Annotated in this window: 27 protein-coding genes and 1 riboswitch; of the genes, 8 read left to right on the top strand and 19 right to left on the bottom strand. The window is 44.2% G+C overall.

Features of this window, described 5'->3' with window-relative positions:
* Positions 1–40 precede the first annotated feature (40 nt).
* The 5 genes from ACKX14_RS08325 to trxA form a co-directional block, all read right to left on the bottom strand.
* The gene (locus tag ACKX14_RS08325; RefSeq protein ID WP_422446550.1) at positions 41–463 is read right to left on the bottom strand and encodes a Fur family transcriptional regulator; all 423 of its coding nucleotides are present in this window, start codon (positions 461–463) and stop codon (positions 41–43) included.
* Positions 454–1263, bottom strand: coding sequence for a metal ABC transporter permease (locus ACKX14_RS08320; protein WP_422446548.1), 810 nt, complete (start codon positions 1261–1263; stop codon positions 454–456). Before ACKX14_RS08320 ends, ACKX14_RS08325 begins: the two co-directional genes overlap by 10 nt.
* 62 nt (positions 1264–1325) lie before the next feature.
* Positions 1326–2153, bottom strand: a complete 828-nt coding sequence (locus ACKX14_RS08315) for a metal ABC transporter ATP-binding protein (protein ID WP_422446546.1) — start codon at positions 2151–2153, stop codon at positions 1326–1328.
* A gap of 35 nt (positions 2154–2188) precedes the next feature.
* Positions 2189–3100: a metal ABC transporter substrate-binding protein gene (locus ACKX14_RS08310; RefSeq protein ID WP_422446544.1), complete on the bottom strand. Its 912-nt coding sequence runs from the start codon at positions 3098–3100 to the stop codon at positions 2189–2191.
* A 275-nt stretch (positions 3101–3375) separates the two neighbouring features.
* Entirely contained in the window at positions 3376–3690 is a 315-nt protein-coding gene (trxA, locus tag ACKX14_RS08305; RefSeq protein ID WP_422446543.1) for a thioredoxin, read from the bottom strand.
* 328 nt (positions 3691–4018) lie between these two features.
* Between trxA and ACKX14_RS08300 the strand changes: the two genes are divergently transcribed.
* Entirely contained in the window at positions 4019–4843 is an 825-nt protein-coding gene (locus ACKX14_RS08300; protein WP_422446541.1) for a helix-turn-helix domain-containing protein, read from the top strand.
* Position 4844: 1 nt separating this feature from the next.
* Here the strand turns inward: ACKX14_RS08300 and ACKX14_RS08295 are convergent, their stop codons facing one another.
* Positions 4845–5132: a CC/Se motif family (seleno)protein gene (locus ACKX14_RS08295; protein ID WP_422446539.1), complete on the bottom strand. Its 288-nt coding sequence runs from the start codon at positions 5130–5132 to the stop codon at positions 4845–4847.
* A 171-nt stretch (positions 5133–5303) separates the two neighbouring features.
* Between ACKX14_RS08295 and ACKX14_RS08290 the strand changes: the two genes are divergently transcribed.
* The 3 genes from ACKX14_RS08290 to ACKX14_RS08280 are packed head-to-tail and all read left to right on the top strand — an operon-like array spanning position 5304 to position 8843.
* On the top strand, positions 5304–6956 hold the full coding sequence (locus ACKX14_RS08290; RefSeq protein ID WP_422446537.1) for an HlyD family efflux transporter periplasmic adaptor subunit: 1653 nt from the start codon (positions 5304–5306) through the stop codon (positions 6954–6956).
* Between the two features lie 18 nt (positions 6957–6974).
* Positions 6975–7658, top strand: coding sequence for an ABC transporter ATP-binding protein (locus ACKX14_RS08285; protein WP_422446535.1), 684 nt, complete (start codon positions 6975–6977; stop codon positions 7656–7658).
* On the top strand, positions 7659–8843 hold the full coding sequence (locus ACKX14_RS08280; protein WP_422446533.1) for an ABC transporter permease: 1185 nt from the start codon (positions 7659–7661) through the stop codon (positions 8841–8843).
* Positions 8844–8919: 76 nt separating this feature from the next.
* On the opposite strand, the gene ACKX14_RS08275 is transcribed toward ACKX14_RS08280, so the two are convergent.
* From ACKX14_RS08275 to ACKX14_RS08260, 4 genes are all read right to left on the bottom strand, one after another.
* A complete protein-coding gene (locus ACKX14_RS08275; RefSeq protein WP_422446531.1) occupies positions 8920–10065 on the bottom strand; it encodes a mannitol-1-phosphate 5-dehydrogenase in 1146 nt (381 codons plus the stop codon).
* The gene (locus ACKX14_RS08270; RefSeq protein WP_422446529.1) at positions 10062–10541 is read right to left on the bottom strand and encodes a PTS mannitol transporter subunit IIA; all 480 of its coding nucleotides are present in this window, start codon (positions 10539–10541) and stop codon (positions 10062–10064) included. The genes ACKX14_RS08275 and ACKX14_RS08270 overlap by 4 nt, the downstream gene beginning before the upstream one ends.
* An 11-nt stretch (positions 10542–10552) precedes the next feature.
* The gene (locus ACKX14_RS08265) at positions 10553–12640 is read right to left on the bottom strand and encodes a BglG family transcription antiterminator (RefSeq protein ID WP_422446596.1); all 2088 of its coding nucleotides are present in this window, start codon (positions 12638–12640) and stop codon (positions 10553–10555) included.
* Between the two features lie 136 nt (positions 12641–12776).
* Positions 12777–14144, bottom strand: coding sequence for a PTS mannitol transporter subunit IIBC (locus tag ACKX14_RS08260; RefSeq protein ID WP_422446527.1), 1368 nt, complete (start codon positions 14142–14144; stop codon positions 12777–12779).
* An 808-nt stretch (positions 14145–14952) separates the two neighbouring features.
* Between ACKX14_RS08260 and ACKX14_RS08255 the strand changes: the two genes are divergently transcribed.
* Positions 14953–15402: a hypothetical protein gene (locus tag ACKX14_RS08255; protein WP_422446525.1), complete on the top strand. Its 450-nt coding sequence runs from the start codon at positions 14953–14955 to the stop codon at positions 15400–15402.
* Between the two features lie 131 nt (positions 15403–15533).
* Here ACKX14_RS08255 and ACKX14_RS08250 read toward each other — a convergent pair whose 3' ends face one another.
* Both ACKX14_RS08250 and ACKX14_RS08245 read right to left on the bottom strand, forming a co-directional pair.
* Entirely contained in the window at positions 15534–16148 is a 615-nt protein-coding gene (locus ACKX14_RS08250; protein ID WP_422446523.1) for a hypothetical protein, read from the bottom strand.
* 14 nt (positions 16149–16162) lie between these two features.
* Positions 16163–16288, bottom strand: coding sequence for a hypothetical protein (locus tag ACKX14_RS08245; RefSeq protein ID WP_422446521.1), 126 nt, complete (start codon positions 16286–16288; stop codon positions 16163–16165).
* Positions 16289–16595: 307 nt separating this feature from the next.
* On the opposite strand from ACKX14_RS08245, the gene ACKX14_RS08240 reads away from it, so the two are divergent.
* Complete coding sequence (locus tag ACKX14_RS08240; protein WP_422446519.1) at positions 16596–17144, top strand: hypothetical protein; 549 nt, start codon at positions 16596–16598, stop codon at positions 17142–17144.
* Positions 17145–18398: 1254 nt separating this feature from the next.
* On the opposite strand, the gene ACKX14_RS08235 is transcribed toward ACKX14_RS08240, so the two are convergent.
* From ACKX14_RS08235 to ACKX14_RS08205, 7 genes are all read right to left on the bottom strand, one after another.
* Positions 18399–19040 (bottom strand): hypothetical protein, encoded by a 642-nt coding sequence (locus ACKX14_RS08235; protein WP_422446518.1) that lies wholly within the window; start codon positions 19038–19040, stop codon positions 18399–18401.
* On the bottom strand, positions 19037–19342 hold the full coding sequence (locus ACKX14_RS08230; protein WP_422446516.1) for a hypothetical protein: 306 nt from the start codon (positions 19340–19342) through the stop codon (positions 19037–19039). The genes ACKX14_RS08235 and ACKX14_RS08230 overlap by 4 nt, the downstream gene beginning before the upstream one ends.
* Positions 19343–19873: 531 nt before the next feature.
* Entirely contained in the window at positions 19874–20287 is a 414-nt protein-coding gene (locus ACKX14_RS08225; RefSeq protein WP_422446514.1) for a hypothetical protein, read from the bottom strand.
* A gap of 1006 nt (positions 20288–21293) precedes the next feature.
* Positions 21294–21381, bottom strand: a riboswitch (cyclic di-GMP riboswitch).
* A gap of 40 nt (positions 21382–21421) precedes the next feature.
* Positions 21422–21901: a hypothetical protein gene (locus tag ACKX14_RS08220; RefSeq protein WP_422446512.1), complete on the bottom strand. Its 480-nt coding sequence runs from the start codon at positions 21899–21901 to the stop codon at positions 21422–21424.
* A 566-nt stretch (positions 21902–22467) separates the two neighbouring features.
* Positions 22468–22887 (bottom strand): hypothetical protein, encoded by a 420-nt coding sequence (locus tag ACKX14_RS08215; protein ID WP_422446510.1) that lies wholly within the window; start codon positions 22885–22887, stop codon positions 22468–22470.
* 319 nt (positions 22888–23206) lie between these two features.
* Entirely contained in the window at positions 23207–23728 is a 522-nt protein-coding gene (locus ACKX14_RS08210; RefSeq protein ID WP_422446508.1) for a DL-endopeptidase inhibitor IseA family protein, read from the bottom strand.
* Positions 23729–23784: 56 nt separating this feature from the next.
* The gene (locus tag ACKX14_RS08205; protein WP_422446506.1) at positions 23785–24465 is read right to left on the bottom strand and encodes a C39 family peptidase; all 681 of its coding nucleotides are present in this window, start codon (positions 24463–24465) and stop codon (positions 23785–23787) included.
* Between the two features lie 341 nt (positions 24466–24806).
* Here ACKX14_RS08205 and ACKX14_RS08200 point away from each other — a divergent pair, with 341 nt between their 5' ends.
* Both ACKX14_RS08200 and ACKX14_RS08195 read left to right on the top strand, forming a co-directional pair.
* Entirely contained in the window at positions 24807–25334 is a 528-nt protein-coding gene (locus tag ACKX14_RS08200; protein ID WP_422446504.1) for an RNA polymerase sigma factor, read from the top strand.
* Positions 25331–26083 carry a DUF4367 domain-containing protein gene (locus ACKX14_RS08195; protein ID WP_422446502.1) on the top strand — a complete coding sequence of 251 codons (753 nt, stop codon included), beginning with the start codon at positions 25331–25333 and terminating at the stop codon, positions 26081–26083. Before ACKX14_RS08200 ends, ACKX14_RS08195 begins: the two co-directional genes overlap by 4 nt.
* Positions 26084–26262 lie beyond the last annotated feature (179 nt).

Genomic DNA, 26262 nt, shown 5'->3' with positions numbered 1-26262 from the left:
CTCATGATAAAAAAGCGGGCCAGCAAGGCCCGCCAGTTTTTTAATTTGAGCGCTTCCGGTAACACTTATTGCAATAGCCGTAAATCTCGAAGCGGTGTTCCGTGGGGGTAAAGCCCCGGGCGTCCAATTCTTTTTCCATGGCTTTCATGGGACAGAAGTCCACAGGAATTGCGGCCCCGCACCCTTTGCAGATGACGTGGTGGTGGTGATTTCCCCGGCGCCGGAGTTCGTACAGCACCCCGCCGCTTTCCGAGGCTATCCGGCACAGGATTCCCCTCGAAAGCAGCAGGTCCAGGTTGCGGTATATGGTGGAAAAATTGGTGCCGGGCACGAGCTTTATGACCTCCTGGAAGAGCTCCTGGGCGTTGAGGAGTGCCTTTGACTTTTCAAGGACCTGCAGAATGGCCTTCCTCTGGGGGGTAACCTTGAGTTCGTTTTCTTTGAGCAGTTTTTCTACATCCACCGGCTTCTTACCCCCTTTAGGATGAGGACGGCCATTAACACGGCCACCGCTATCAGCACTATAGCGCCGCCGGGGGCCAGGTCCAGGGCAAAGGATACATAAAGCCCCAGAATTACCGAAAACAGCGCCACCGCCAGGGCCACGCCGAAGGCCGCTTTAAAACTGCGGGCCAACTGAAGGCTCACGGCGGCGGGTATTACCATAAGGGCCGAGACCAGCAGGGTTCCCACAACCCTCACGGAAAGGGCCACCGCCAGGGCCGTCACTACTGTAAAATATATGTTCACCGTCCGCACCGGAACTCCCGAAAGCCTTGCCGCCTCTTCGTCAAAAGTGATGGAGAAGAGTTCCCGGTAAAGCAGGGCTATCGAAATGATTATGAAAAGGCCGGTGCCGGTTATTATCCTGACGTCGGACGGCGACACCGCCACCAGACTGCCGAATAAATAGGAAAAAAGATCCGCGTTAAAGGATTTCCCGAGGCTGATGAGCACCACCGCAAGACCCATTCCTCCGGACATCGTCACCGCCAGTGCGACTTCGGCGTACTTTTTAAAAGCCTCCCGGATAACCTCTATGAAGACCGCCGCCACGGCGGAAAAAACCAGGGCGCCGTAAAAGGGATAAAAGCCGAACAGCATGCCGGATGCCACACCGGCCAGAGAAGCATGGGACAGGCTGTCTCCCACCATGGACATGCGCCTCAAAACTATAAACACCCCGATGGCCGAAGCCATTACGGCTGTCATAGTTCCGGCCGCAAAAGCCCTCACCATAAAATCATAGCTGAAAACTCCCATCTTAATCTCTCCACATCTTTCAAAATCCTTTACCCGCAGCAGCCCGGCACCGGGGGATATCCCTAGCCGCCAGCCGCCCGGGAACCATGCGGTAGCCTGTAGCCCAGAACTTCCGCGATATGTTCCTCTGTAACTTCATCCGTATTTTCGTGGATAAAGACCTTTTTATTTTTTACGCAGCAAATCCTGGTGGCCTTGTCGAAGGCCGCCCCGATGTCGTGGGTTATAATAACTACCGTAATGCCCAGGTCTTTGTTCAGGCGCACCAGCAATTCATAAAATTCCCGCTGCGAAGCGGCGTCGATGCCTGTGGTGGGTTCGTCGAGAAATAAAGCTTCGGGACTCCTTACCAGGGCCTTTGCCAGGAAAACCTTTTGCCTCTGGCCCCCGGAAAGCTCCCCAACCAGGCGCCCCGAAAGCTCAGCAATGCCTGTGAGCTTCAGAGCTCTCTTAACGGCCTCCTTCCTCGCAGCGTTGTCAAAAACTTTTCCAAAGCCGCTGTAGTACCCCAATGAAACCACCTCTTCGACGGTGGCAGGAAACTCCGTATTTATCTGACCCGCCTGCTGTGATACATAACCTATCCTATGCCATTCCTTAAAATTCCTCACATCCGAGCCGAACAGGCGCACCCGGCCCGCCTTCGGCCTCAACAGCCCAATCATGATCCTCATCAGAGTCGACTTGGCGGCGCCGTTGGGCCCGATGACCGCCACAAAATCCCCAGCCTTCACCGAAAGACTTACATTTTCCAGGACGGTGCCGCCGTCATAGGAAAAAGTGACGCCCGAAAGCCCGACCACCTCCCTTCCGGCAGGGGCGAATGGAGCTTTCCCCGCGCCGGTCTTGAAATCAGAATCTCCGCATCCGGGAAAAATCCCACAGAACATAACATCACCAGCCTAAAAAAGTTTCGGATTTTTCATCATTCCGAAAGTGCTTTCTTTAAGTTCACCAGGTTCTTTTCCATGATCGAAAAGTAATCCTCCCCGGCCTTGACTTCTTCGGGAGTCAGGCCCTCCAGGGGGTTTAAGACCAGTGTCCCGGCGCCCACCTCCCGAGCAAGAGTTTCCGACAGTTTGGGGCCCGTCAGGGTCTCGAAAAAAACGTACTTTACACCTCTTTGCCTGCATAGCTCTGCCAGTTCCACCATCTTCCTGGGAGACGGCTCTTCCTGGGGCGAAAGGCCCGTTATAGGTATTTGATTTAAACCATAGCGCTCGGCAAGATATCCAAGTACCGCATGAGAAGTCACAACGTCCTTTTTTTTGGCTCCGGAGAGGGTCTCTCTGTATTTCCGGTCAAGGTCGTCAAATCTTGCTGCAAGCCGTTCAAAATTTTTTTCATAGTAGGCCTTATTTTTTTCATCGATTTCCACCAGTGCAGTGAAAATCCTGCGGGAAACCTCCTTTGCCAGCACGGGGTCCAGCCAGATGTGCGGGTCATCGCCCTTTATCAGGTTTTTGCCCGCTTCAATGACCTTCACCCCTTTGCCTTCTAGTTCTCCCTGCAATTTCTTCGCCCAGGGCTCCATGGTCCGGCTCAAAAATATAAAGGCCTTTGCCGACTGTATTTTGGCCACATCCCTGGGCGACGGCTCAAAGTCATGGGGCTCCACCCCTGCCGGCACCACGTTTTCAACCCGGACCTTATCGCCCGCAATTTTTTCAGTAAAATCGTACAGGGGATAAAAAGTGGTGTAGATTTCCGGGGAAACCGCCCGGTCCCCCACGGGTGACGGGAGGCTATTTTTTACGGCGCAACCCGCGGTTGAAATAACAAGGACAGCAGCCAGCAAATACACGATGATTTTAAAGGTGTTCCTGTCTTTTTTCATAAAGATAAGGTCCTCCAGCTGCAAAATATTTGCATTTGCATTTGCATTTAGTATTATATATTTTGCCTTAATTTATGTCAAATAATTCATGAGTCATTTGTGGTTATTTTATGATAATGTCACCTTGTAGACTATCGTGATAAAATGTCACTATGGGGAATGAGGTATTTTAAAAAATTTAAAAACCCGCCCCGAATCAGGAGCGGGTCTTATGCCATTTGACGGTAATGAGAACATCAGGAAAAATTTCGCAAGGTTTTTATTACAACTTTTTTTCACACACCGATTTCGGATAAAAGCTCGCGCTTTGGCCTGAAGCCTATCATCTTGTTGACAAGCTGGCCGTTTTCAAACACGAGCAGGGTGGGGATGCTCATAACCCCATAGCGGGCGGCGGTGTCCGGGTTTTCGTCGACGTTCAGCTTGCCCACTTTCAAAGTCCCCTCGTATTCCTCCGCGATTTCGTCGATCACGGGCCCCATCATGCGGCACGGCCCGCACCAGGGCGCCCACATGTCGACCAGAACTTTGCCTTCGGCCTGGATAACCTCCCTGTCGAAATTTTCATCGGTTAATGTTATCGGTTTCATGGTAATTCCTCCTTACAGATTTTCAAGTTTTTAATTCGGGCTGAAAGTTCAGCCCCTTGCCGCCGGAGAATTCGGAGCAAGGTTTCAATATAGGGGATGGTGCAGAAGTTGTAACAGTCAGTAAAACCGCATTCTGATTACTTTTTTATTTTCCCTTAAAATGCCTAAAAAATGTATGGCGCATCGAGCCTGCGGTGTGTCCCGGCAGGCCCGTGTGTGCTCATTGACGCCGGTTTATGGTTATACTATAATGTAACTATAGTATATATAATTTTGTGAAGTACCATTAGGGCAATCCTTTAAGTGATATCCGTTATGTTTTGAGAAAATGCCCAGACAGCGCTTCGAAAGCATCGCCTGGAAAGTATATGGAAAGGAAGTCATGCTTATGATAGACGGCAAATTAATCCGGGATTTCCGGCGTAAAAGAAACCTCTCCCTTCAGGAGCTGGCCCGCCGGGCCGGCCTTTCGGTATCCTACCTGAGCGAAATCGAACGGGGCAAAAAGCAGCCTTCCCTTGAGACCATCGATAAGCTGGCCACGGCTCTCAATATTTCCAGAGAGGGATTTTTTGAGCGCCCCGATGCGCCCGCGCCCAGACCCGTGGCCCTGGGGGATAAGATATCGCTTCTGCGCCGGGAAAAGAAGATGACCCTTGCGCAGCTGGCGGAAAAGGCGGGCATATCCGGCGCCTATCTGTGCCACATCGAGACCGGCAGGGCCATGCCGTCCCTTTCAACTTTAAAGAGCATCGCCGCCGCCCTGGGCGTATGCCCCGACGACCTGATGGCCGCCAGCCACGTGGGCTACAAGCTGAAAAAGGTCAGATGCGAGCGCGGCCTCACCCAGTCGGAACTGGCTAAAAAAGCCGGAGTCTCCCCCGGCCTCATCGGCCAGATAGAGAGCGGCAGGGTGGAACCCTCTATCAAGACACTGGAAAAGATAGCCTCCGCCCTTTCCCTTTCCCCCTGCTACTTCGTGGCCGACGACGACGAAATATCCGCCCTGCTGCGTCCCATGAACCCGGCCCTGAAAGAGCTTTTTCTGGATCCCAGGGTGCGCTCGGCGCTGGAACTGCTGGCCGACTGCACCCCCGACGAATTCAATTTTATAATAAAGTTTATACAGCTTTATAAGGAACACCGCAAATAGCCTAATAGTTGAGCGGTGCCACCGCCAGGCCTTTAAACGGCCCGAACCCCGACATGAATATTTTGAGTCCGTCTTCCAGTCTCACGAAGGGGCTCACATAAACCCTTATGCCGTCCACATCTTTTACAGTATATTCGCTGGTATCGGCTGGTGCGCCTACATACACGGCAGGCAAATATGTGCAGCCGGCTCACCCCCCGCCGTAGCGCTCCAGCTTAACGGTTATCGCGTCGTTATTCTTGTCGAGAATGTATTTTCTGGCCCTGTCGTCTATTATTATGTCTCCCATCAATGTCACCTCCACTTACGGTAGTTTTATTATACTATTATTATTTTTCGCTGTCAATAAGTATATGCCGTTTTTTATAAACCTTGAGCAAACTTTTAGATTTCTTTAACAATTTTATAACAACTATGTGATAAACTAATAAAAAAGTTATGGAAGATGGTGGTAAGCTGAATGAACGTAGGTAAACCATTGTCAAAAAAAACAAAAAAAATAATTAAAACTGCCATTATAGCGTTTTTAATCGTCTCGTCAACGGCAGCAGGTTTTTTGTGGTGGAAAAAGAATGCTTCGGGGAAAACCCAGGCGCCGTCTTTCAGGACGGCCAGGGTGACCCGCGGTAACCTGGATGTGGTGCTGAAAAGTTCCGGCACGCTGGAACCTGTGGAAGACGCTACCATTAACCTGAAAGTGGACGGCAGGGTTAAGAAAGTGTATATTAAGGAGGGTGATGTGGTTAAAAAAGGCGATCTGCTGTATGAGCTTCAGGATGACGAACTGGAAATCGAGCTGCAAAAAGCCCGGATAAGTGTATCCCAGCAGCAACTGAATCTGGAAGAGGCTTTAAAGGACAGAAATAAAACAGAAATCTACGCCCCCGAAAACGGCGTGATAACGGCCGTTGATGTAAAACCCGGAGATTTGGTAAGTTCCGGCACGGTTTTAGCCACTTTAGAAAACCGCGAAAAGGCCAGAGTCAGAGCGCCTTTTAATCCCGCCCAGATTAAAAGTATCAAAGTCGGTCAGAAAGCCGATGTGCTCTTCCTGGATTCTCTATATTCCGTAGAAGGGAGAGTAACCGGTGTAGACAGAGCCGGCACCCCTTCTGCCGGCGGCGGCGTGTATTATTATGCCACCATAACCATTGAAGGAAATTATTATGTGGAGGGCCAGGAACAAAAAGTGCAGGTGACCGTTGACACGCAAAACGGCAGTATGCAGGCTGTGGAAGAAGTCGTTCTGGAACCCCGGGAAACCTTCGAAGTAAAACCCCGGATATCGGCCGCCGTTTCAAAAGTGCTGGTGGAAGAGGGGGATTATGTAAAAAAAGGCCAGAAACTGTTTTCTCTCGACACATCGGACGTCGATTTAAACATAGAAAAAATGCAGCGCTCTCTCGAGCAGGCCAAACTGGACCTGGCATCCAAAATGAAGCAGTTAGACGACCTCAAAATATATTCCCCCATTGACGGAACCGTAATTGAACAAAATATCAGAGAAGGAGATTTGATAAAGCCCTCCTCAAATAGTTCATCAGAGGATGAAAAAGCGGCCGTCATAGTAAATTACTCAAAAATGCAGGTGGTAGTCCCCATCGACGAACTGGATATCAACAAAGTAAAAGAGGGCATGCCGGTAAAAGTGACGGCTGAAGCGGCGCCGGGCAAGGTTTTTGAGGGTGTGGTGGAAAAAATCGCCGAACAGGGGGTAAGCCAGAACAACGTCTCGACCTTTGATGTCACCGTAAGCCTTGATAAGACACCGGAATTAAAGGCTGGCATGACCGTGGATGTGGAAATACCTGTAGCCAGCGCCAGAGATGTTCTCATCCTGCCGGTGGCGGCGATTCAGGAGAGGAACGGAAAAAGCTTTGTAATGCCGGCTGCAGATAAAAATGCAGGCAATAAGAGAAACAGGGCCGCAATGGCGCCTTCACAGGGCGGCCTGGTAGAAGTCAAAACAGGCCTCAGAAATGAGGATTATGTGGTCATTGAAAGCGGCCTGAAAGAAGGTGATGTGGTGTTGATACCGTCTAATTCCGGCAATAGCGGATTCACCACTAACAGAAGACAGCCCGTCGGCGGCCCGCCTATGTTTATGAGATAAAAAGGCAGGAGGTAGCCAATGCTTATAGGCATTTACAATATATATAAGATTTACAAAATGGGCGATACGGAGGTCCGGGCGCTGGACGGTGTTTCGCTGGAAATAGAAAAAGGTGAGTTTGTGGCCATCGTGGGGCCTTCGGGATCCGGAAAGTCCACGCTCATGAACATACTCGGATGTCTTGACATCCCCACCAGCGGAGAATACTTCTTCGAAGGCAAAGATGTGTCCAAACTCGACGACGATCAACTGGCGCGTATAAGAAACCGCCACATAGGCTTTGTATTTCAGAATTTTAATCTGCTGCCAAAGCTGACCGCTCTGGAAAACGTGGAATTACCGATGATTTATGCAGGATTTTCTACGGCCGCCAGGAGGCAGAGGGCCCTGGAATCATTAAATGCGGTGGGGCTCGGCCACAGGGTAAATCACAAACCCACCGAGCTTTCCGGCGGCCAGCAGCAAAGAGTGGCTATTGCCAGAGCGCTGGCCACGGACCCTCCGGTTATACTGGCGGACGAACCCACCGGAAACCTCGACACAAGATCCGGCCGGGAAATTATGAATATTTTAAAGGAGTTAAACAAAAACGGAAAGACCGTAATCCTCATAACCCATGATATCAACATCGCCCGGCAGGCCGGAAGAAACGTGTATATTCAGGACGGCAAGATTATTAAAGATGAAAAGGTGGAAAATTAAATGGGTGTGATTCAGGCCATTAAAATTGCGTTTCGAGGTATCCTGGACAATAAGGTGCGTTCTTTCTTGACCATGCTGGGCATAATAATAGGAGTGGCTTCGGTCATAGCCCTTGTATCCATCGGCCAGGGGGCGACATCCCGGGTAACCAGCCAGATTCAAAGCCTGGGTTCCAATCTCCTGACCGTAAATATAACCGGCAGAGGCGCGGTCACTTCATTAAGCTACGAGCAGGCCATGGAATTTGCTAAAAGCCCATATGTGAGCGGGGTGGCTCCGGTTTTATCCGACAATTTAACCGTAAAGTACGGCAGTAAAAATTCTACCGTACAGGTTCAGGGGACCAACAGCGAGTTTTCTACAGTAAGAAATTATAACGTATCAAAGGGCCGATTTTTTTCGGCGGAAGACATAAGTCTTCGACAGCGGGTGGCCATCCTGGGCCCTCAAGTGGTGGAGGATTTGTTCGGTTTTGTAGATCCGGTTGGGCAGGAAATAAAAATAGGCGGGCAGAGCTTTAAGGTAATCGGGGTCCTGGAGTCCAGAGGAAATACCATGATGGGCTCAAACGACAATCAGGTGCTTATACCCGTGACAGTGGCCGAAAGACTGATGCGTTCCCGTGGAATCAGAACCATTTATATTCAGGCCGCCGATGCCGCTTCGGTTTCACCGGCGATGGATGAAATCACATCAAAGCTTGCAAAGATATTCAGGGATAATCCCGATGACGATGTTGAGTATTTCAGGATATTTGATCAGACCCAAATGCTGGATACATTGAATCAGACCACCAGTACGCTTACCATGATGCTGGGGGGTATCGCCGCCATATCTCTTCTTGTTGGTGGAATAGGCATAATGAACATCATGCTGGTGTCCGTAACGGAACGCACCCGGGAAATCGGCATAAGGAAAGCGCTTGGTGCCAGGAAAAGGGATATACTGTACCAATTCCTTATCGAATCCCTTTTTATCAGCGGCAGCGGCGGGGTATTGGGGGTCGTTCTCGGCTTTCTGTTGAGCTACGCAGCCGCCGCTCTCATGAACATCAGCGTAAAAGTTACAATTCCCGTAATAGGCGTGGCCTTCGGATTTTCTCTCCTTGTGGGGGTCTTTTTCGGGCTTTATCCCGCCGGTAAAGCCGGGAACCTTAACCCCATCGAAGCTCTCCGCTATGAATAGGATACAGCCGGCCATGTGGCCGGTTCATCCTGCACAAAAATGATATAACATCCTTTTCACAAAAATCATATTCCGTCTAGCTATGGCGATAATATTTCATTATTACCTCATATAACGGGTGCTTTTCAGAGATACCACATATTTTTTCCAGAACCTTTTTAACTCCCTCATTGCCTATCATATCCTGGAGGATCCTGGCTTCCTCATCCCCCTCGTAGTCGAACTTCAACGCCGCGGCGATGCCCCGGGCCAGGTTCTCCGGGGTTCGCCCCAGCTCAGCCGCCTTCACGGCGGGGTACACCAGCCTGTCTTCCGGTCCCAGCTTCCTCAGGGGCTGGCGCCCCACCCGGACCACTTCATCTTTCAAAGCCGGATTTACAAAGCGCTTTAAGGTCTTTTCTATATACTTTTGGTGCTCACCGGGAGAAAAACCGAAGCGTGCCACAAGATACGTACCCGCCTCCTCCATGGCGCCTTTTACGGTTTCAAATACGGCCGGATCTTTGAGGGCCTCCCCTATGGTGCCGTATCCCCTGAGGTATCCGAGGTAAGCCGCCACGGCGTGGCCTGTGTTCAGCGTATAAATCTTCCGCTCCACATAGGCCCCGAGGTTTTCCACCGCCCGCATGCCGGGTATTTCGGGAATCGGGCCTTTAAAGGCCTTTCGATCGGCGACCCATTCGAAATAGGGCTCCACGGTAACCGCCAGAATATCATCGCCCTTCCGGGGAGGGACTATGCGATCCACCGCGGCATTGGGAAATCCCACCGACTTTTCAAGGGCGGCAATCTCCTCAGGCAAGAGGCGCTTGAAAACTTCCCCCCTTAAATATTCCGACGCCCCGACCATATTCTCACATGCGATTATGTTCAAAGGGGCGTCCGGATTGACAGAAATCTTCAGTTGCAATCCCCGGGCCAGCGCTGGAGCTATCCTTTGAAGGACTCCCGGCCCGACGGCCGTAGTGACGATATCCGACCGGGAAACGGCTTCAGCCACCCGCTCCTCGTCGGTGAAAAGAACGCCCCTGATGTTCTCGACCGTGAGAGCTTCTTCCACCTCTCCCGCCAGGGTCACGGTATAGCGCCCCCTGGCGTTTACGGCGTCAATTATATCTTTCGATATATCGACAAAAGTCACCCGGTATCCCGCCCGGGAAAGCAAAAGCCCTATAAATCCCCGGCCTATATTGCCGGCCCCGAAGTGCACCGCGTTCTTCAATTGTGTCCCCCTCCCGTCAGTATGTCATAAATCTCATCCTTCGAAGCGCTGTTTATGAGCTTCCTGACCCGCTCCCCGTCTTCACATGCCGAGGCGATATTGGCCAGAATATCCAGGTGCTCGTCACCCTTCCCTGCAATTCCTATGACAAGATAAGCCTTGTTCCCCCCGAAATCCACTCCCTCCGGAAACCGGGCCACCGAAATGCCGCTCTTGATGATTTTTTCTTTGGCTTCCCCCACTCCGTGGGGAATGGCTATGCCGTTTCCGATGTAAGTTGTCAGCATATCCTCCCGGGCCTTCATGGCGTCTATATATGAAGGATCAACTTTGCCCTGCTTTACCAGGATACCCCCTACTATCTCTATGGCCTCGTATTTGTCTTTTGCACTGGCGTTCAGTAAAATGGAGTCTTTTGTCAGGATTTCATCTTCCTTTTCTTTTTTCTCCTTTTTTCTAAACCAGTTGAAAGTCATGCTTTTCCTCCCTATCTCAATATCTTGAGCAATTCTCTGATAATATCCGCTTCAGCACCCTCCCGCAGCAGTGCGTCAAAGCCGGGGTCCTCTATAATGGCGGCGCTGATTTGACCCATAACCTCCCTCTCACCGGGCGATGGGTTTGATGGCAGCAGCATCACCAGCGATGTCGAAACCGCCTCTAAAGCTCCGTCCATATTTCTCATGACCAGGGGGTTTTTCAGGCGGAAAACCCCGAGGAAAGGCTTTGCGACCCCGGCGCTCCTGGCGTGGAGCACCGCCAGACCCTTACCAGGCACCCCGCAGCCCGCCATGTTGTGGCGGGAAAAAAGGTCTTCCTTTATTTTAGCCCGGCATACGCCCGGGACGGCATCCGATATCGTTCCGGCGATTTTCGTAACAAGTTCTCTTATATCCCGGGCTTCTATACCTTCTTTCAGCATGAAGTCTTCCAGCAGGTCGAAGATAACGCCCGCCCTGCCACCGGTATCCGCTTTGTCAGCTTTTAACGGGGCATCTTCGGCGCCGGACCTGCCGCGGTTTTTTACTCCGAGTTTTAAGCGCTCCCTTATCGACCTGATATCCTGTTCGGTCAGCAGCGGCGAGACTTTAAGCGCGGGTATCCCGTCGAGCTCGAGGGGCACCGTCGTAAGCACCATATCCACAAAGGGGTCTTTCTCCAGGGCTTTCATCACATCCGCCAGCGACACCACCTGCTGCACATCCAGCTCCGGCAGTTCCTTCTTTACCCTGCCGGCCAGCATCCGTGCGCTGCCTATGCCGCTGGCGCAGACCAGAAGCACTTTTACCCTGCCCCCGCCTTCCTTTCTCTCCAGGGCCGCGCCTATGTGCATGGCTATAAAACCCAGTTCGGGTTCGGGCACCTTTACGCCGAACTTATCTTCAATGATACGGGCGGTTTTTTGGGCCACTTCCATAAGCCGGGGATAGTTCTGCCGGAGTTCTTTTATCAGCGGGTTTCTTATCTCCATCCCAAGGCAGAGGCGCGAGATGGCGGGTTTTAAATGCACAGCCAGGTCTTCCAGGGCCCTCCTGTCCTGGAGAAGATCCGTGCCGAGTTCCTCACCGGCCTTTTGCAAAATAAGCCCGGCGGCTTCGGTGGCCTCCCTGTGGTCTATCAGGAAGAATTCGTCGAAACCTCCGTCAGCGCGGATTTTGGCGCCCAGCAGGTGCATGGTGATATATCCCGTCTCTTCTTCGGGTATTTTAATGCCGAAAGATCTCTCCAGTTCCCGGGAAAGTTTATCCGCCAGGTCGAATTCCCTGGTTTTTTTCAAACTCATGAGCAGATTTTGATCCATGGATACTGTGTCCCGGCCCTTCAGTCTGTCCAGGGCCAGGGCGATGTGCACCACCAGCCCGGCATAGGCGCTGTCGGCCAGGGGAAATTTCAGATCGTCCAGCAGGTCGTCAAGGGCCCTTTCTATTTTTTCGACCACCCGGGCGTCTATCAGCTTCAACAACCGGTCTCTCACCTCTCCGGAGTTGAAACCCTGCGGCGGTTTTCCGCCAGGGATGTTATCCTTTAGAATCTTCAACAGCTGGTCTTCCTGAAAGTTCCGGTAGAAAAGGTCCAGGATAAGCTGCCGAAGCCCCTCCTCAGGCCCCTCAAGCCTTACCCCGAGCCCCGGCCGGCGGAGGAGTTTCAGGCCGTAGCGGCTGACGTTTTCTTCAATCCTGTCCAGATCGTAGCTGATGGTAGCTTCGGTCACGTTGAAGCGGCTTGCAATGGCATAGAGTTTTACGGGTTCCTTTTGCTCCAGCAGATAAAGCAGTATGGCCTGCCGACGCTCTTCCGGGGTTATCCTGGATTGGCCCGTGGTGCTTTCCAGCTCCCGCCGCAGCCTTTTCAGGTCTTCCTCATCCCCCTTTAGAGACAGGCCGCTCCCGGCCTTCCTTTCCAGGGTTACATTAAAGGCCTCCAGTTTTTTGGAAAGATCCGGCAGCTCCCGGAGCACAGTTCTGCGGCTTATTCCAAGGTTTTTTGCTATTTTCTCGGCGGTGGCGGGACCCTGCAGTAAAAAACCCACCATTTTGATCTCTCTTTCGGAAAAAGGCAAATCCATGTTTTTCACCGGTCCCAAAAAGAATATATGCGCCTCACGGGCATTTCCCCGGGCCCGGCAGGGCATCAACCGGTCCCGCGGGATTTTCCCCGGCAAAAGTTAGAGTAACAGCAAAGCTGTTACTCTTATTATTCACCATTTTCCCTTATTTTTTCAACCTTTCTACTATCTCGTCGTACACCGGGTTGTTGACGAAAGCCTCTATGGAGATGTGTTCCGCATTGGGGGCGGCAGCCCTGGCCCTCGGGGTCAATTCCCTGTGAGAAATGACCAGGTCCGCATCCGGCGGAATCTCGTTTATAGCCGCATGGACGACTTCTACATCAAGTCCTGCCTGCTGTATCTTCTTTCTCAACACGGAAGCCCCCATGGCCGAGGAACCCATGCCGCCGTCGCAGGCGAAAACTATTTTATTTATGGCAGCCTTTTTTTCAACGGCGTGAAAGGCTTTCTTGCCCTTGAGCCGGTCCACCATCTCCTGGGCCTCGTAAATATCTCCTTCTTCCTGACCGGCAAATCTTTTCAGCAGTACCGACGAAACCAGGAAGGAGACCAGAGCCGACAGCGCAATGCCCGCCAGCACCGGGAAGTATCCGCCTTTAGGCGTCATGGCAATTTCGGCAAAGATGCTGCCGGGTGAAGGTGTCGCCACAAGGCCGGCGCCCAGCACCACAAAGGTGAATACCCCCGTGGCTCCACCCAGGATGACCGCCAGGATCAGAATTGGATTCATCAAGACGTAGGGGAAGTATATTTCGTGAATTCCGCCGAAAAAGTGGATTATGACGGCGCCGGGTGCCGATTGTTTCGCCGTGCCCCTGCCCACCAGCCAGTAGGCCAGCAGCACGCCCAGGCCGGGCCCGGGGTTTGTCTCCAGCAGGAAGAATATGGATTTACCCGTCTTGGCCACCTGCTCGACTCCCAGGGGTGCCAGAATGCCGTGGTTTATGGCGTTGTTGAGGAATAAAATCTTGGCCGGTTCTATAAAGAGCGACGCCAGTGGCAGTAGGCCCGCATTGACTATGGCCTGCACTCCGGCCTCCAGGACTTTGTTGAGCCCCAGCACCACCGGACCTATTACTACATAGGCCAGCAGGGTTATAATCATACCTATGATTCCCGCCGAAAAGTTGTTGACAAGCATTTCAAAGCCGGCCGGTATTCTGTCCTGCACGGCCTGGTCAAATTTCTTGATGACGTAGCCGCCAAGGGGGCCCATGATCATGGCGCCCATAAACATCGGGATGTCGGAACCCACCACAACGCCCATGGTGGCTACGGCCCCCACGACTCCTCCCCTGGCGCCGTGCACCAGCTTGCCGCCGGTGTATCCTATGAGCAGCGGCAGCAGGTAGGTAATCATCGGGCCCACCAGTTTGCCCAGATGTTCATTGGGCACCCAGCCGGTGGGGATGAAGAACGCCGTAATCAAGCCCCATGCGATAAAGGCGCCTATGTTGGGCATTACCATACCGCTCAGGAATCTCCCGAAAGCCTGAATTTTCGCCCTCATTCAAAATACCTCCTTAATTTGACTTTTCAGGTTATTTTAAAATATGTCACCGGATCTATGGTGACATATATTTAATAATTATGATCCTTCTAATTGTATTATACTCGCTATAGTCCCGCTTTATCAAGAAAAAGATATTAAGTCACAAAGGCGCGACTGGTGACATTTATTTAATAATTCCAAATCACTTAAAAATATCTCCGCCTTAATCAGAAACAGGTACACATTATATTGATAAAGGTAGTAGAATATATTTATTTGAAAGACCAGGGTTGGAGAATAAACTCACAAATATATTGATAAATTATCCCCTATGCTATTTCGTTTTCCTACCTAGTTACCATTGAAAAACGTTCCTCATCAAATCTGTAGAACACCTTTATACCTAAAGAAATGGAATTCCTCAGCCAAATAAAAAATGTAGAACCCTTGACAACTTGACACTAATTAACCAATCATAAACTTCCTTCATAAAGCTAGTGTATGGCCATAATAAATACTACCGCCCTATGGCGATTTCCAGTACGACCTTGGCTTTGAACTCTCCTGTAAAGGCATCGCTAAAAAATATTTTATAAAAGTTTGTATAATGTTGAAACTTTTTTAGGGGTTTATGCGACTATATATTGAAAAAATAAAATAAAGATCACAGGTGAGGTTAAAAAGTTAAGTTGAATAAATCAATTAACAAAAATTCTCACTTCATTAAATTATCCTTGGAATAAAATGACGGATTTAATATAATATTTAGCATAAATTATATAAAATATAAAATAAAATTATAATCAACATTAGGAGCGAAGGATAAATGATAGTCAACACAAATTATTATCAAACAACGCCATATGTCACGACAAATATGAAATCTAATGTACGCAATAATCCCAAAACATATTGCTTGACGCAGGAAAAAGTAAAGACGGAGCATAAGACGGGGTATTCTTCAAATATTTGGGAAGAACTTGCTAAAGAATATGATATCAGAAATGCTTCTTTAGAGGAACTTTGTGATATATCCTCAAAACTGTATGAAGCAGGAGAGATATCTCTAGCAGATCATGCGATCTTAACTTTTGATCCTGGTAAATCACCTCAAAAAGTAAGGCCCAATATATTCTTAACAAAAGCCAGCGCAGACGGCAGGAGGGATTGGATAGCAGAATACGAAGCAAGGGCGAACATGGATTTGAAGATAGGAAATACACCCGGTTATAAAAATAATCGCCGCATACTAGATATTTTGAGACGCCTTGTTTAAGGCATAATAGAATTTTCAAATTTTATCTTTAAGATTTTTTTGTCAATTTATTTTGTTGTGAAATATGACTTTCATAGTTCGGTCTATTCAAATGGAACGATTCTATATGAGCGTTCATATTTTATCCATTTTTAATCCCTGTCATAAAACAACCACTTGGATAAATCATCTGCATCATTTATTTCATGAAGAAATTCTTCAGGGATTTTGAAATATTGTCCACTTTGATTATATTCAACCATAATAAATGTAATTTGCATTTTTTTGTCTTTGATAAAATCTATAAGATCCAGCAGTTTTTCATACTCACGTTTTTTATTTTCTTTTGTAAGACCATATCTTATAGCAATATCAATTTCTATAGGAACTTTTGCCGTTATATAGTCAGGTATTTTTCCCTGAAAGTCAAGCTGAAGGTCCAGTATTTCATCCCTATCCGGTTCAGCAGAAAAGGTGCACTTCTCAGGATATCCGTATATATCTTTCAGAACAGATTCGAAATCATTACGGGCTTGATGGCGCCAGAGCACAATATTATAATCGTCTTTAAAATTTCTTATATTAAAGACCAATTCCGGATGAGATTCGGGGAAAGCCTCCGTCGAGTAACGGTTATGTAAGAAATCATACGATATTTCTCTTATTATCATGGGTTCTGTATATTTATTCTTTAAATAATCTATAACCTCTTTTCTATATTTTTCACTTTCCCATGGCTTGCCATAAAAAAAGAACAAAAGATACATTGCAACCTGAATAATTAAAGTGGCTTTAGCAATTTTGTAAATTCTTTTAATATCAAATCACCACCTGTCTCAAAAATTAAAATATCGTGTAAAAGGCAGCCTACCGGACTGCCTTTTACATTCATCTCCTTTAAGGCCATAAATATACTGCATCCATATCACTACTGTACTCTCGAAATTTACCCAAATTTCTTCAGGGTCCCAGGGATCGTAGTGGTATCCTGTTCCGCCAAAAAGCTATCTGAACCGCAAAGATTAGTATGTGTTATCATGCCGGCAGTCCAATTGGAAGTCAAAGTACCGTAAAAAGGTTTCAACATTATGCTACATTTTAAAAATTTTTTCTCCCGTCTACGTGACATTATCATAAAATAACCACAAACATTATATTAAAACAGTTGTTGCCCTTACACGAATATGGTAAAATTAATCAGGGGAGAGGATGTGATGAGTATGCCGATGGAGGATTTATCAAAAGCCAAAAGGGAAATTGCCAGTGGAACCGAGTCAAACGAAACTAATATGGCAAAAATAAGCGAAACAGCATATTTTTATCTTTCGCAACAGATAAATGATTTAAGGGACAGAACCGATTCAAAATCGGAGTTGTTAAGGGCAGAACTGAAACAAGAAATAAATTCCGTAAAAACAGAACTAAATCAAAAAATAGATTCCGTTAGAAACGAATTAAAACAAGAAATAAATTCCGTAAAAACAGAACTAAATCAAAAAATAGATTCCGTTAGAAACGAATTAAAACAAGAGATAGATTCCGTTAAAAACGAATTAGAACAAAAAATAGTTTCCGTTAGAAACGAATTAAAACAAGAGATTCTTACTTTAAATAATAAGTTTGAGCAACTTCATTCGGAAGTAAATCAAATCCGAGAGTCTGCGCATCAAACAAATGTAATGATAATCGTCACCCTCATCGCCGTTATTCTTTCACCATTAATAATACCCTCCATTCAACGCTGGATAGGTCTGTTAAAATAATACAATAAATATAGTCGGCAGCTCACCACTAAGGGTGGGCTACTGCTAAGGCTGAAAAAAACATTTTGATATCTGGGCTTATGTTTTGGGTAAAGCTTTGGCAGCTTAGACAAGGGTTCTATGGTGAAAAAAGCAAAATCAATTCTTGTAATCCCGGATTATAAAATCCGACCAGTATTGAGTAAGTCTTTTATAGTTAAACAACTGTAAATGATAGTATTCACTATAAGTGGATATATCTGTATATCCATCTTTCTTTGCAATCATTAACCCTGATATGCCTTTTAAATAAAACGTTTCATCTTCCCAATTATTTCTTAATTTAAAATCGATAGATATCTCACTAAAAATATTGGTCCCAATGTATTGAAACTTTTTTTCTCCATTTTTAGAGATATAATGCAATTTTGAGTATCCAAATAAATAAATCCAATCATTATTTCTAAGGTTGTGATCAAAAGATAAATGCTAATAATAGCAAGAAATAAGACTGTGATAATCTTTTTATAATTTAACTTATTCATGTAAACATCCTTTCTATTTTTTTAAACATGATGTGCACAGGAAAACTTTACTAATTTTTTCTGATGATCTATAATTTCATATTATACCCTACCGCAACCAACTAATAAGGAAACAAATAAAATAATGCTTAAAAGCACTGTTTTCTTCATCATAACCTCCATTCTGCCGCTACCGCTGGCAGCACAGGCAGCACAAATAGTATGTTCACTCACCAGTCCGTTTTTGGTAAATGTGTATTTGAATGAATTTAACCAGTATATGGCTGAATACCAAAACGCCTTGACCACAATGAAAAGCGTAAACGGTCACCCGATTACAACCGTGTCTAAAGCAAGGAACAAAACCTCCGAAATATAATTTCTAAGCTCCCTAACTCCTCCGTGAAGAAAACAAAGATAGTCCGCTCCGTCTGAAAGGATTCTTGCTTCTTTAAAATTTTTCACATCGATCTTTTTTATTGAAACAGAAAAATGTGCCCCTTTCGTCATTACTGTTTATTATGAGTAAATATTACATTTTTATCGATAAGTAAAAGAAAGCCCATGGGAATAAACATGATTATGTTTCCTAACAAAATCCTTATAGGTACTAGAAAACTGACACTATGAAACAAAATCGTATAAATCGACTTAAAATGACTTCATTTAATTTTTTTCACTATATAGTCTCGTGACTTTAAAATCAGCAGGCCAACGGTACAAAAATATTGCGGCAGGTGGTGGGGTTGAGTTAATTCCTTACAGCAAAAAGTTCATATGATCTTTTTTCCGTCTTTTTTTCATAGTAAGCCATCCCAACAAACACTATGTCATGTACTTCGTCAATAGCGATAGGAAGAGCCCCTGAAGCGTTCTTTTTTATAGAAGTAAACATCCAGCATTTATTTCCGTTTTTGTCCAGTTTAATAAGGTTATTGTTAAAAGTTCCCAAATAAATATTTCCCTGCTTATCGACAATAAAAGAATAATTGTGCCACCAGGGATCTATATTATATAGATTTTCAGTATTCCATTTGAGTCTTCCTTCTGCATCGAAGCAGCATAAATTGTAGCAGTCTCCCCGGAAACCTATTACATATATACTATTATTATTAGAAGAATATAAGATGTCGTCGGAACCATATTTCGCTCCAGGGATAGTACTAGTCCACTTTTCTTTGCCTTTATCGCCCAAACACACTACATTACACGGATTAGCGGTTTCTTTATCAATTTGGTCGTCAAAAATCTTTTGTATCAGTTCTGAATCCATACAGGAAAGATAAATTTCGTTATTGTTAACAGCAAGATCCATAATAACCGATGGATTTTTAGAGTATTCCCAAAGAATCTTACCATTATAATCAATAGCCCACACTTTTGAAGGTTTCATAAATGTGCCAACATATATTTATTTTTAATTAAACATTGTTCATTTAGTTGAATATTCCACTTTTCTTTGCCTGAAACATTTAAAGCCTTGATAGTATTATTGTCCATAGCGATATAAAGAGTCTTCCTAATTGGATCAACGTCAGCTATCGGAAAAATAGATTGTTCATCTTGTTCAGGATCTTGGACATTCCACATTATTTGCCCGGATGGAATACTTTTATAAAACTCAAGCCTGTAAATAAAACATAATGTCAATAAAACTCCAATGCTAATAATAAAAAACTTTTTTCCTCTTCCCATATTAAATCTCTCCTCACAAGATGGGCAAAAGCCCCTCTTGTTATGGTTTATTAATTATAAGCAGTTTTTTCAGGATACTAAAGCCCTTACCATATATGTTGTCATCACCCGCCCGTAAGCTCCTTGACTGTTCCCTTCATTACTTTCTACTGCGCAACTAGAATAATTAAAGCGGTTTTAGCAATTTTGTAAATTCTTTTAATATCAATCACCACCTGTCTTAAAAATTAAAAATTGGATATCAGCAATCAGACCGGAGCCAAATTTTCCCGCCGCAACCATGAACACAAAATACACTATCAATATTTAATTTCGTATATAACGAGCTCCAAACAGTGGTAAGGGGCAAACCATACCCCTTCCAAGGCGTGCTTTTAAGGTATGGGTGTATGGTAAAATAAATTGGGTCAAATTTCGGACGTTCAATTTGAGCAGAATGCGGTCAGAAAGTGCGAGAGAGCTACAGCCTCCTAACCATAATTTTCATCGAACGATCTTCACATACAGAATTTTTTATAAAAAAGTTGTTTACTACGATATATTTTTTATTATTTCAACTCGTTGGATCTCCCATTTAAAAGGTGAAATTTCGATTAAATCGAATAACAGTGATCCTGTATAATTATCAATTACTTGACCGTCTTGACCATATTCTATCCAGGTAAAAGATGCGATTATTTCAATTCTGTTTTTTATTTTTGCTGCCCTTCTTATAGTTATAATAGGTGGCTCAAATTGTTTGTGGGAAGTGGTATAATTGGTGAAAGATTTTATCTTTTCTATATCTGCTTGATCCAGCTTTAGATTATTTATATTCCCGGCATTAACCTGTTTCAATGTCCTTCCTACGATTTTTTCCGGCATATTATCAATGAGATAAAAACCGAATAAAAATAATGCTGCCAATAAGATAATAATAGACAATATGTTTCTTCTAAAATACATACAATTTGCTCCTCAATAGTTAGTATTTGATTCGTAATAAAGGGCTCTAAACAGTTTTAGAGCCCTCAATATTCTCCTAATATGGCATCCTGCCTTCAGCAGCCCAATCTTCTCTGCCATCTTCATATCTATAAAAATCACGAATGGGCTTTGAAAGTTCAGGCTCAACAGAGTATTGATACAATGCTACCTCTGAAATTGTTTCATCATCATAAAAGTCAGACGTCCACATCCACTGAATAGGTAAATAAGTTTCAGGAAAATAATTTTTATCAGTCGTATGTTTTACACTACCATCATCATTATAACTAATTTGTTTGTGACACCAGTACCATTCACTCTGATAAGTGTCATAGTAAGATTTCCAACTACCATTATGATAGACTTGACCGTATTTATGTACCAACCTGTAATATGATTCTGCATCACCTTTACCTTTTAAGCCATCTTCTAAATCATCAAGTACTAATCCTGTGAAAAAATTAATAAATTAACATAAAAATCAATAAAACAGAAACAATTTTTTTTATAGTATTTTCATCCTTTCATTTTTTTTAACAAGTTTGCAACTACCTTTTTGAGACTAATCAATTAATGTCCAACGGAACCACCCTCTTTCGCCTAAATTTTTCCTTCTACTATAGTACATCTACACTCTAAAATAACAACCGCTTGTACAAAAAAATTAAAAAATATTTAAGCTTGTTTATTACATAAATATTTAATCGTCCTTCATCTTCAAATACTCATCTTTCAAATAATCCTTCATTGTCATCGTAAGCCGGGGAATCGAGAATCAATAATTGTTTTTTCCGATATTCCCGGTGTTTGCTGGCAAGCCGTGGAACCGAATATCCCATAAATCTTTTTAACCATAATACAAAACGTGCTTCCAACAGGTCCATATCACGATCTCATCACCCCTTCCCTCTCGCTATAATCCCCTGGAATTGAATGAATATATGGCATGCATACACAAGTCTTTGAGTTCTTGTGTGAAGTCATCAATGGCAGCCAGGCTATCATAGTGCGGGGGCACTTTAGACCTTATGGCTTTGCGCCCTTATCTTTCGATAAGTTTGCCTTTATTGCTGATTTCTATTTTTCTCGGCGTTCTTTGCTTTCCTGATGGGTTTAATTGATTATGATCTTATCCGTTGTAGCGGTTGTTTCGTCTACCAACGATCCGTCTTCCGCATAGTGGTAGCTTTTAACCCGATAGTACTTGCCTTGAGACACCGGCACCGTCTTTGCCCCGTATGCATAATCCGATTGATAATTCACAAAGGTATAACTTTTTAAGTCTATCCATGAAGATCCCGATAACTGTTGAAGTACTAATTTAACACTTACTTTGTCGCATGTTCTGTTGCATTGGGTATAACCGTACAGTTCCACGTTCCCATTGCCCACATCTCTGATTTGGCAGTGCCATATGTCGATCAGATAATCATCGGTCTGTACCTCATACCCTTTTATTTTTTCCTTTAAAAAATCCCTTTCATTGTGGGAAACTGCATAGTTTTCTGATGCAGATATAGGAGCAGCGGCAACCAAAGGACTGAAGAGGGCTAGCAATAACAATATTGGTACTAAAAATCTATATGTTTTCAAACCGATCACTCCTAATTTTTAATTTTTTCGCTATATAGTCGTATATATCCCCAAAAAGGTTTCAACATTATGCTACATTTTAAAAATTTTTTTGTAACTTTAAAATCAGCAGGCCAACGGTACAAAAATATTGCGGCAGGTGGTGGGGTTGAGTTAATTCCTTACAGCGAGAAGTTCATACGATCTTTTTTCCGTCTTTTTTTCAATAAGCTGCAGCTTTCTAGCGAGGCCGCCAGGCAGGCGATGTGCCTTCAACCAAAGGCAATGCGTTTTATTGGGCAAAGATATGAGGTAAATCTGGTAATTGTCAGCATTACTCACCCTTACTACTGCCTCGGTACCATCATTTGACCAAGAAAACTGTCCGGCCGTGGACCACAAGTTCTCCAGAAGAAGTTTTAATGCTTCAAAGTCTCTAAATATATTTGAGTCAGAAACCTCGCCTTGCAGATTCACCCGTCCGTAAACCCCTTCACCAGAAGATTTAACGGGATCACCGGCTGTTTGAGAAAAACTATGCCGTCTTTATCCCAGTCGATGGGCATGAGATAATAGTCCGCGCTTCCTTATAAGATGACGCGAATAGATGCCGTTTCCGGATCAATTATCGCAAGACTGTAAGAGGTGCCTTCCTGAATATCCAAAGGAGGATCAACAGGCAACGGTATACTTGTTGCGATAAATCTGCTGTCGGGAGACCATATATACCTAAGGGAATAAGGGACCCGGTTTTTAACTTCATAAGTTGAACCTGAAAGTATGTATAGAGATCCTCCTGCATCTACCGCAAGGAATTTGCCGTCCGGCGACCAGGAACCCGAACAACCAGGGCGCTCTTCTTTTAAGGCTATCACTTCGTTACCATCATCAACCGTTAAAATCCAAAGAGATGATTCCTCGTCGTCCCACCTTTGATATGCTATTTTGCTTCCATCCGGCGACCATGCCAGGGATCTGGCTTTATGACTGTTAGATAATCGGCGCATATGTTTTCCCGAAGAATCAACGATTGCTATCGACCCGTTCCCATCGATAAAAGCTATTCCTTACCAGTTGTAGAGGAGGAGCAGGAAGCTGCGGTGAAAAGCAATACGGTTAATATGAAACAGGATGCAATAAGTTTGGGTGTAGACACGGTCTGTACATTATCACCTACCGTTTGGAAAAGATAACGATATAACGTTCATATTTATTTCCGGTTGTAAGATCTGACAGAAGTTTAACTTTACCATCCTATGGATCGTTGACATTTGCTTTTACAAGGGTAATTAAGCAGGAAAACGCAGTAGTACAGGGGCTAATTTATCAATATATTTGAGAGTTTATTCTCCAACCCTGCTCTTTTAAATAAATATATTCTACTACAGTTTCTTTATAATGCGTACCTGTTTCTGATTCAAACGGAACTAAAAATACTGCTCGAGCCATATTTTTATTAAATTTTATATCATAAATTATTGCGTTTTCCCATTTAAAAAGACCGCAAATATCACTAAGTTCTTTGTAAAACATTCCATTCACCGTTTCAAACCCTAAAGTTTCATAAATAATTCTAGCTCTTTCACTGGTAAAATATTTTTTTAAAAGTGCAATTACTTTTTGCTCAGAGTCTATATTTTGATCAAGGATTCTCAGTTTGAATATCTTTTCATCAACCGTAGATTTCTCCCCGCCTTCTAAAAGATAATTAAATGCTTCATAAGAATTTCTGGCCAGGTCTTTTGCCTCTTGTTCTGTAAGTTTTGGAGATTGAAATGCATAAAAATGGTAAGTTATAAATATCATTATGGTTCCCAGACAGATTAAAAAAAATAATTTCTTTCGCATTTTAGACCTTCCTAACAATTATAATGTTTGGAGTAGGGTAAAAACCTGCTCCAAGATTATTTGGGTTGATAGATGATTATTTCATATGGTGTCCGGTTTTCGAAATAATCTAATGTTCTAATAACGCCGCCATTAGGATCAATTAGTTCAAAATCATCAGCGGATCTTCCATCACCATAAACCCCTTTTACAACCACAAAATGCTTTTTCCCACTTTTTATAAAACCCACAATAACAGGCGTTTCATCTTCTAATGCACTAACACAAGTGCTATAAATGGTATTCCAGCTTGGGTACTGTCTAAAGGTAACAACTTCAAGTTGACCATCAGCACCCAGTTTTGGAGCCTTATACCAATCTAGTGGATAGGCAGCTGTACCAAGATCATTATTAAGAGTCAATGGATCAGTATCTATATCAAAATATTTAAAAACCATTGCTACACTACAAAGCGCACAGCCTTCCTCAGAAAATGTTTTTGCCGGCTCTGAACCATTAATGATTTCTTCTGCCCAATCGGGATCGTGCTGGCTAAACCTGGGAACTGGTAAGTCTATATTCAAAATTGCTTCAATACCTATACTGGATGAGTAATTTTCATTAATATACTTATCAAAATCCCCTTTTGGTATAATTTCAGGAATGTGCTCTCTTATTCCTTCCAATTGAGTAGCAGAAGCTACAGGCACTATAAACAGGCAAAACACTAGCAGCACGATAAAACTTTTTCTAATCATTATTTATCACCTCTTATTTATTTTTAATCAAGAATATTAACTTTAAAGATAATCCTTCAATAGAATCACCTTCTTTCTTGTAAAAATTCCCTCTACTATATAACAATATCTGAGACCTTCTTAGTATTTTTCCCAATCATCATAACTTACCATTTCTTTTTTTGAGGTTAATAGAAGGTATAACTTTTTAAGTCTGTCCACGAAGACCCCGATTTTTTCATTATATAGTCGCATGAACCCCCAAAAAGGTTTCAACATTATGTAAACATTTTAAAAATATTTTATAATCTTTTTGTGATATAATGGACATGCAGGGAAACATTGTAAGGGGTGATGGAATTTTGGAAAACAGCGAACTGTTTGAAATGCTTTACGACAAGTATTTTGATAAGATATATAAATCGACCTGTTTGATTACCCTCAATGATTCCATCGCCGAAGACGCCGTCCAGGAGGCTTTTATATCGGCATTCAACAACTTTGATAAATTGAGAGATATAAAAAAATTTCATGCCTGGGTTGCCGTTATAGCTTCGAATAAAGCTATCGATATGATAAGAAAAAATTCCAAAATGTTTCCTTCAGATGAGCTGGATAGTTTACAGCAAAAATATTTTTCTGAAGATCCGTTAGACTTAATCCTTGATAAAGAAAATAAGCTGAAGATAATCAATGCTTTAAATAAGCTGAATTTATCCTACCGTCAAGTTGTAATATTAAGATACTATTATGACCTCCCATTTAAAGACATAGGAGAAGTTTTGGGTATTTCCGCAGCGGCAGTTAAAAGCAGATTTCATAGAGCAAAAAACATATTAAAGAAATTGTTGGAATCCCAAAAATCCCAGGAGGGGCGCGAAGTTATATGAAGGAATATAAAGATGAATTTGATATGTATTTTTCCGAACAGATAAAAAAAATTTCCGATGATATTGTTTCACCGGATAAAAAGCGGATATGGCTAAAAATAAAAAAAGAGCTCAGTGTTTCAAAGAAGGTTAAAAAACAGGTGTGGGTGAAAAGAACACTGGCTGCCGCAGCCGTCCTGCTCGTATTTTTTATGGGATTTGTTGCAGGCACGGGCAACAGCGCCTTTGCAGGTCATGGTTTTTTCAAAACTATAAAAAGTTTTTTTGGAAACGTGGTTAATATTTCAGGCATTACTCAGACAGGCAAGGATTTAGAGCAAGACCAGGATGAAATAAATGCCGTGAGTGAAAAAGCCTATCGCAGTCCCGACGAGGTTCAAAAAATGCTGGATTATGAAATTGTCCTTCCAGCATACATCCCCGATGGATATCGGCTTTCCGGAGTATTCATAAGAGATGAAAACAGCAGAATGTCTTCCATCGAGCTTAAATATGAAGCCAGCAACAATGACAGATATTTCACCATAGAGGAAACTCCTGTTACCAGACCCACCGCTTTTTCTTACAATTTCAGAAAAAACAATACCGATGTTAAAACAGTGGATGTGAATGGTTTTGAGGCCACACTCATTTGGTTTAAGAATAACGATACCCGCCAGCTCCTCTGGCACACACCGGCGATGTTCTACAGTATTTCCGGCCCTCTGGCGGAGGAGGAAATTATAAGCATAGGAAAATCTATAAGGTAAAACTAAGACCGGTTAAAAGCCGGTCTAATATTACAATAATATACTTAGCTTATAGCGAAAACCTCCAGTAAGGAAATATCGGAATTTATAACAGTGATTTGTTTGAAATGCTTTATGATAAAGGATATATTTTGTTCTGTGGCAAGGGCTGAAGTTATATTCATCCTTAATCTTCAAAT

It is taken from the genome of Thermorhabdus hydrogeniformans, assembly GCF_049310025.1.
In the GTDB taxonomy this organism is placed as follows: Bacteria; Bacillota; Thermosediminibacteria; order Thermosediminibacterales; family Tepidanaerobacteraceae; genus JBJYKD01.
The sequence above is the reverse complement of the archived record's forward strand: the minus strand, read 5'-3'. Positions and strand labels throughout refer to the sequence as shown.

Bases quoted from the DNA above. Each gene is read 5' to 3' on its own strand.
- ACKX14_RS08320 (WP_422446548.1), bottom strand. From the start codon at position 1,263: ATGGGAGTTTTCAGCTATGATTTTATGGTGAGGGCTTTTGCGGCCGGA.
- ACKX14_RS08315 (WP_422446546.1), bottom strand. From the start codon at position 2,153: ATGTTCTGTGGGATTTTTCCCGGATGCGGAGATTCTGATTTCAAGACC.
- ACKX14_RS08310 (WP_422446544.1), bottom strand. From the start codon at position 3,100: ATGAAAAAAGACAGGAACACCTTTAAAATCATCGTGTATTTGCTGGCT.
- trxA (WP_422446543.1), bottom strand. From the start codon at position 3,690: ATGAAACCGATAACATTAACCGATGAAAATTTCGACAGGGAGGTTATC.
- ACKX14_RS08300 (WP_422446541.1), top strand. From the start codon at position 4,019: ATGCCCAGACAGCGCTTCGAAAGCATCGCCTGGAAAGTATATGGAAAG.
- ACKX14_RS08290 (WP_422446537.1), top strand. From the start codon at position 5,304: ATGAACGTAGGTAAACCATTGTCAAAAAAAACAAAAAAAATAATTAAA.
- ACKX14_RS08285 (WP_422446535.1), top strand. From the start codon at position 6,975: ATGCTTATAGGCATTTACAATATATATAAGATTTACAAAATGGGCGAT.
- ACKX14_RS08280 (WP_422446533.1), top strand. From the start codon at position 7,659: ATGGGTGTGATTCAGGCCATTAAAATTGCGTTTCGAGGTATCCTGGAC.
- ACKX14_RS08270 (WP_422446529.1), bottom strand. From the start codon at position 10,541: ATGACTTTCAACTGGTTTAGAAAAAAGGAGAAAAAAGAAAAGGAAGAT.
- ACKX14_RS08260 (WP_422446527.1), bottom strand. From the start codon at position 14,144: ATGAGGGCGAAAATTCAGGCTTTCGGGAGATTCCTGAGCGGTATGGTA.
- ACKX14_RS08255 (WP_422446525.1), top strand. From the start codon at position 14,953: ATGATAGTCAACACAAATTATTATCAAACAACGCCATATGTCACGACA.
- ACKX14_RS08250 (WP_422446523.1), bottom strand. From the start codon at position 16,148: ATGTATCTTTTGTTCTTTTTTTATGGCAAGCCATGGGAAAGTGAAAAA.
- ACKX14_RS08245 (WP_422446521.1), bottom strand. From the start codon at position 16,288: ATGGCCTTAAAGGAGATGAATGTAAAAGGCAGTCCGGTAGGCTGCCTT.
- ACKX14_RS08240 (WP_422446519.1), top strand. From the start codon at position 16,596: ATGAGTATGCCGATGGAGGATTTATCAAAAGCCAAAAGGGAAATTGCC.
- ACKX14_RS08235 (WP_422446518.1), bottom strand. From the start codon at position 19,040: ATGAAACCTTCAAAAGTGTGGGCTATTGATTATAATGGTAAGATTCTT.
- ACKX14_RS08230 (WP_422446516.1), bottom strand. From the start codon at position 19,342: ATGGGAAGAGGAAAAAAGTTTTTTATTATTAGCATTGGAGTTTTATTG.
- ACKX14_RS08225 (WP_422446514.1), bottom strand. From the start codon at position 20,287: ATGTATTTTAGAAGAAACATATTGTCTATTATTATCTTATTGGCAGCA.
- ACKX14_RS08215 (WP_422446510.1), bottom strand. From the start codon at position 22,887: ATGCGCCGATTATCTAACAGTCATAAAGCCAGATCCCTGGCATGGTCG.
- ACKX14_RS08210 (WP_422446508.1), bottom strand. From the start codon at position 23,728: ATGCGAAAGAAATTATTTTTTTTAATCTGTCTGGGAACCATAATGATA.
- ACKX14_RS08205 (WP_422446506.1), bottom strand. From the start codon at position 24,465: ATGATTAGAAAAAGTTTTATCGTGCTGCTAGTGTTTTGCCTGTTTATA.
- ACKX14_RS08195 (WP_422446502.1), top strand. From the start codon at position 25,331: ATGAAGGAATATAAAGATGAATTTGATATGTATTTTTCCGAACAGATA.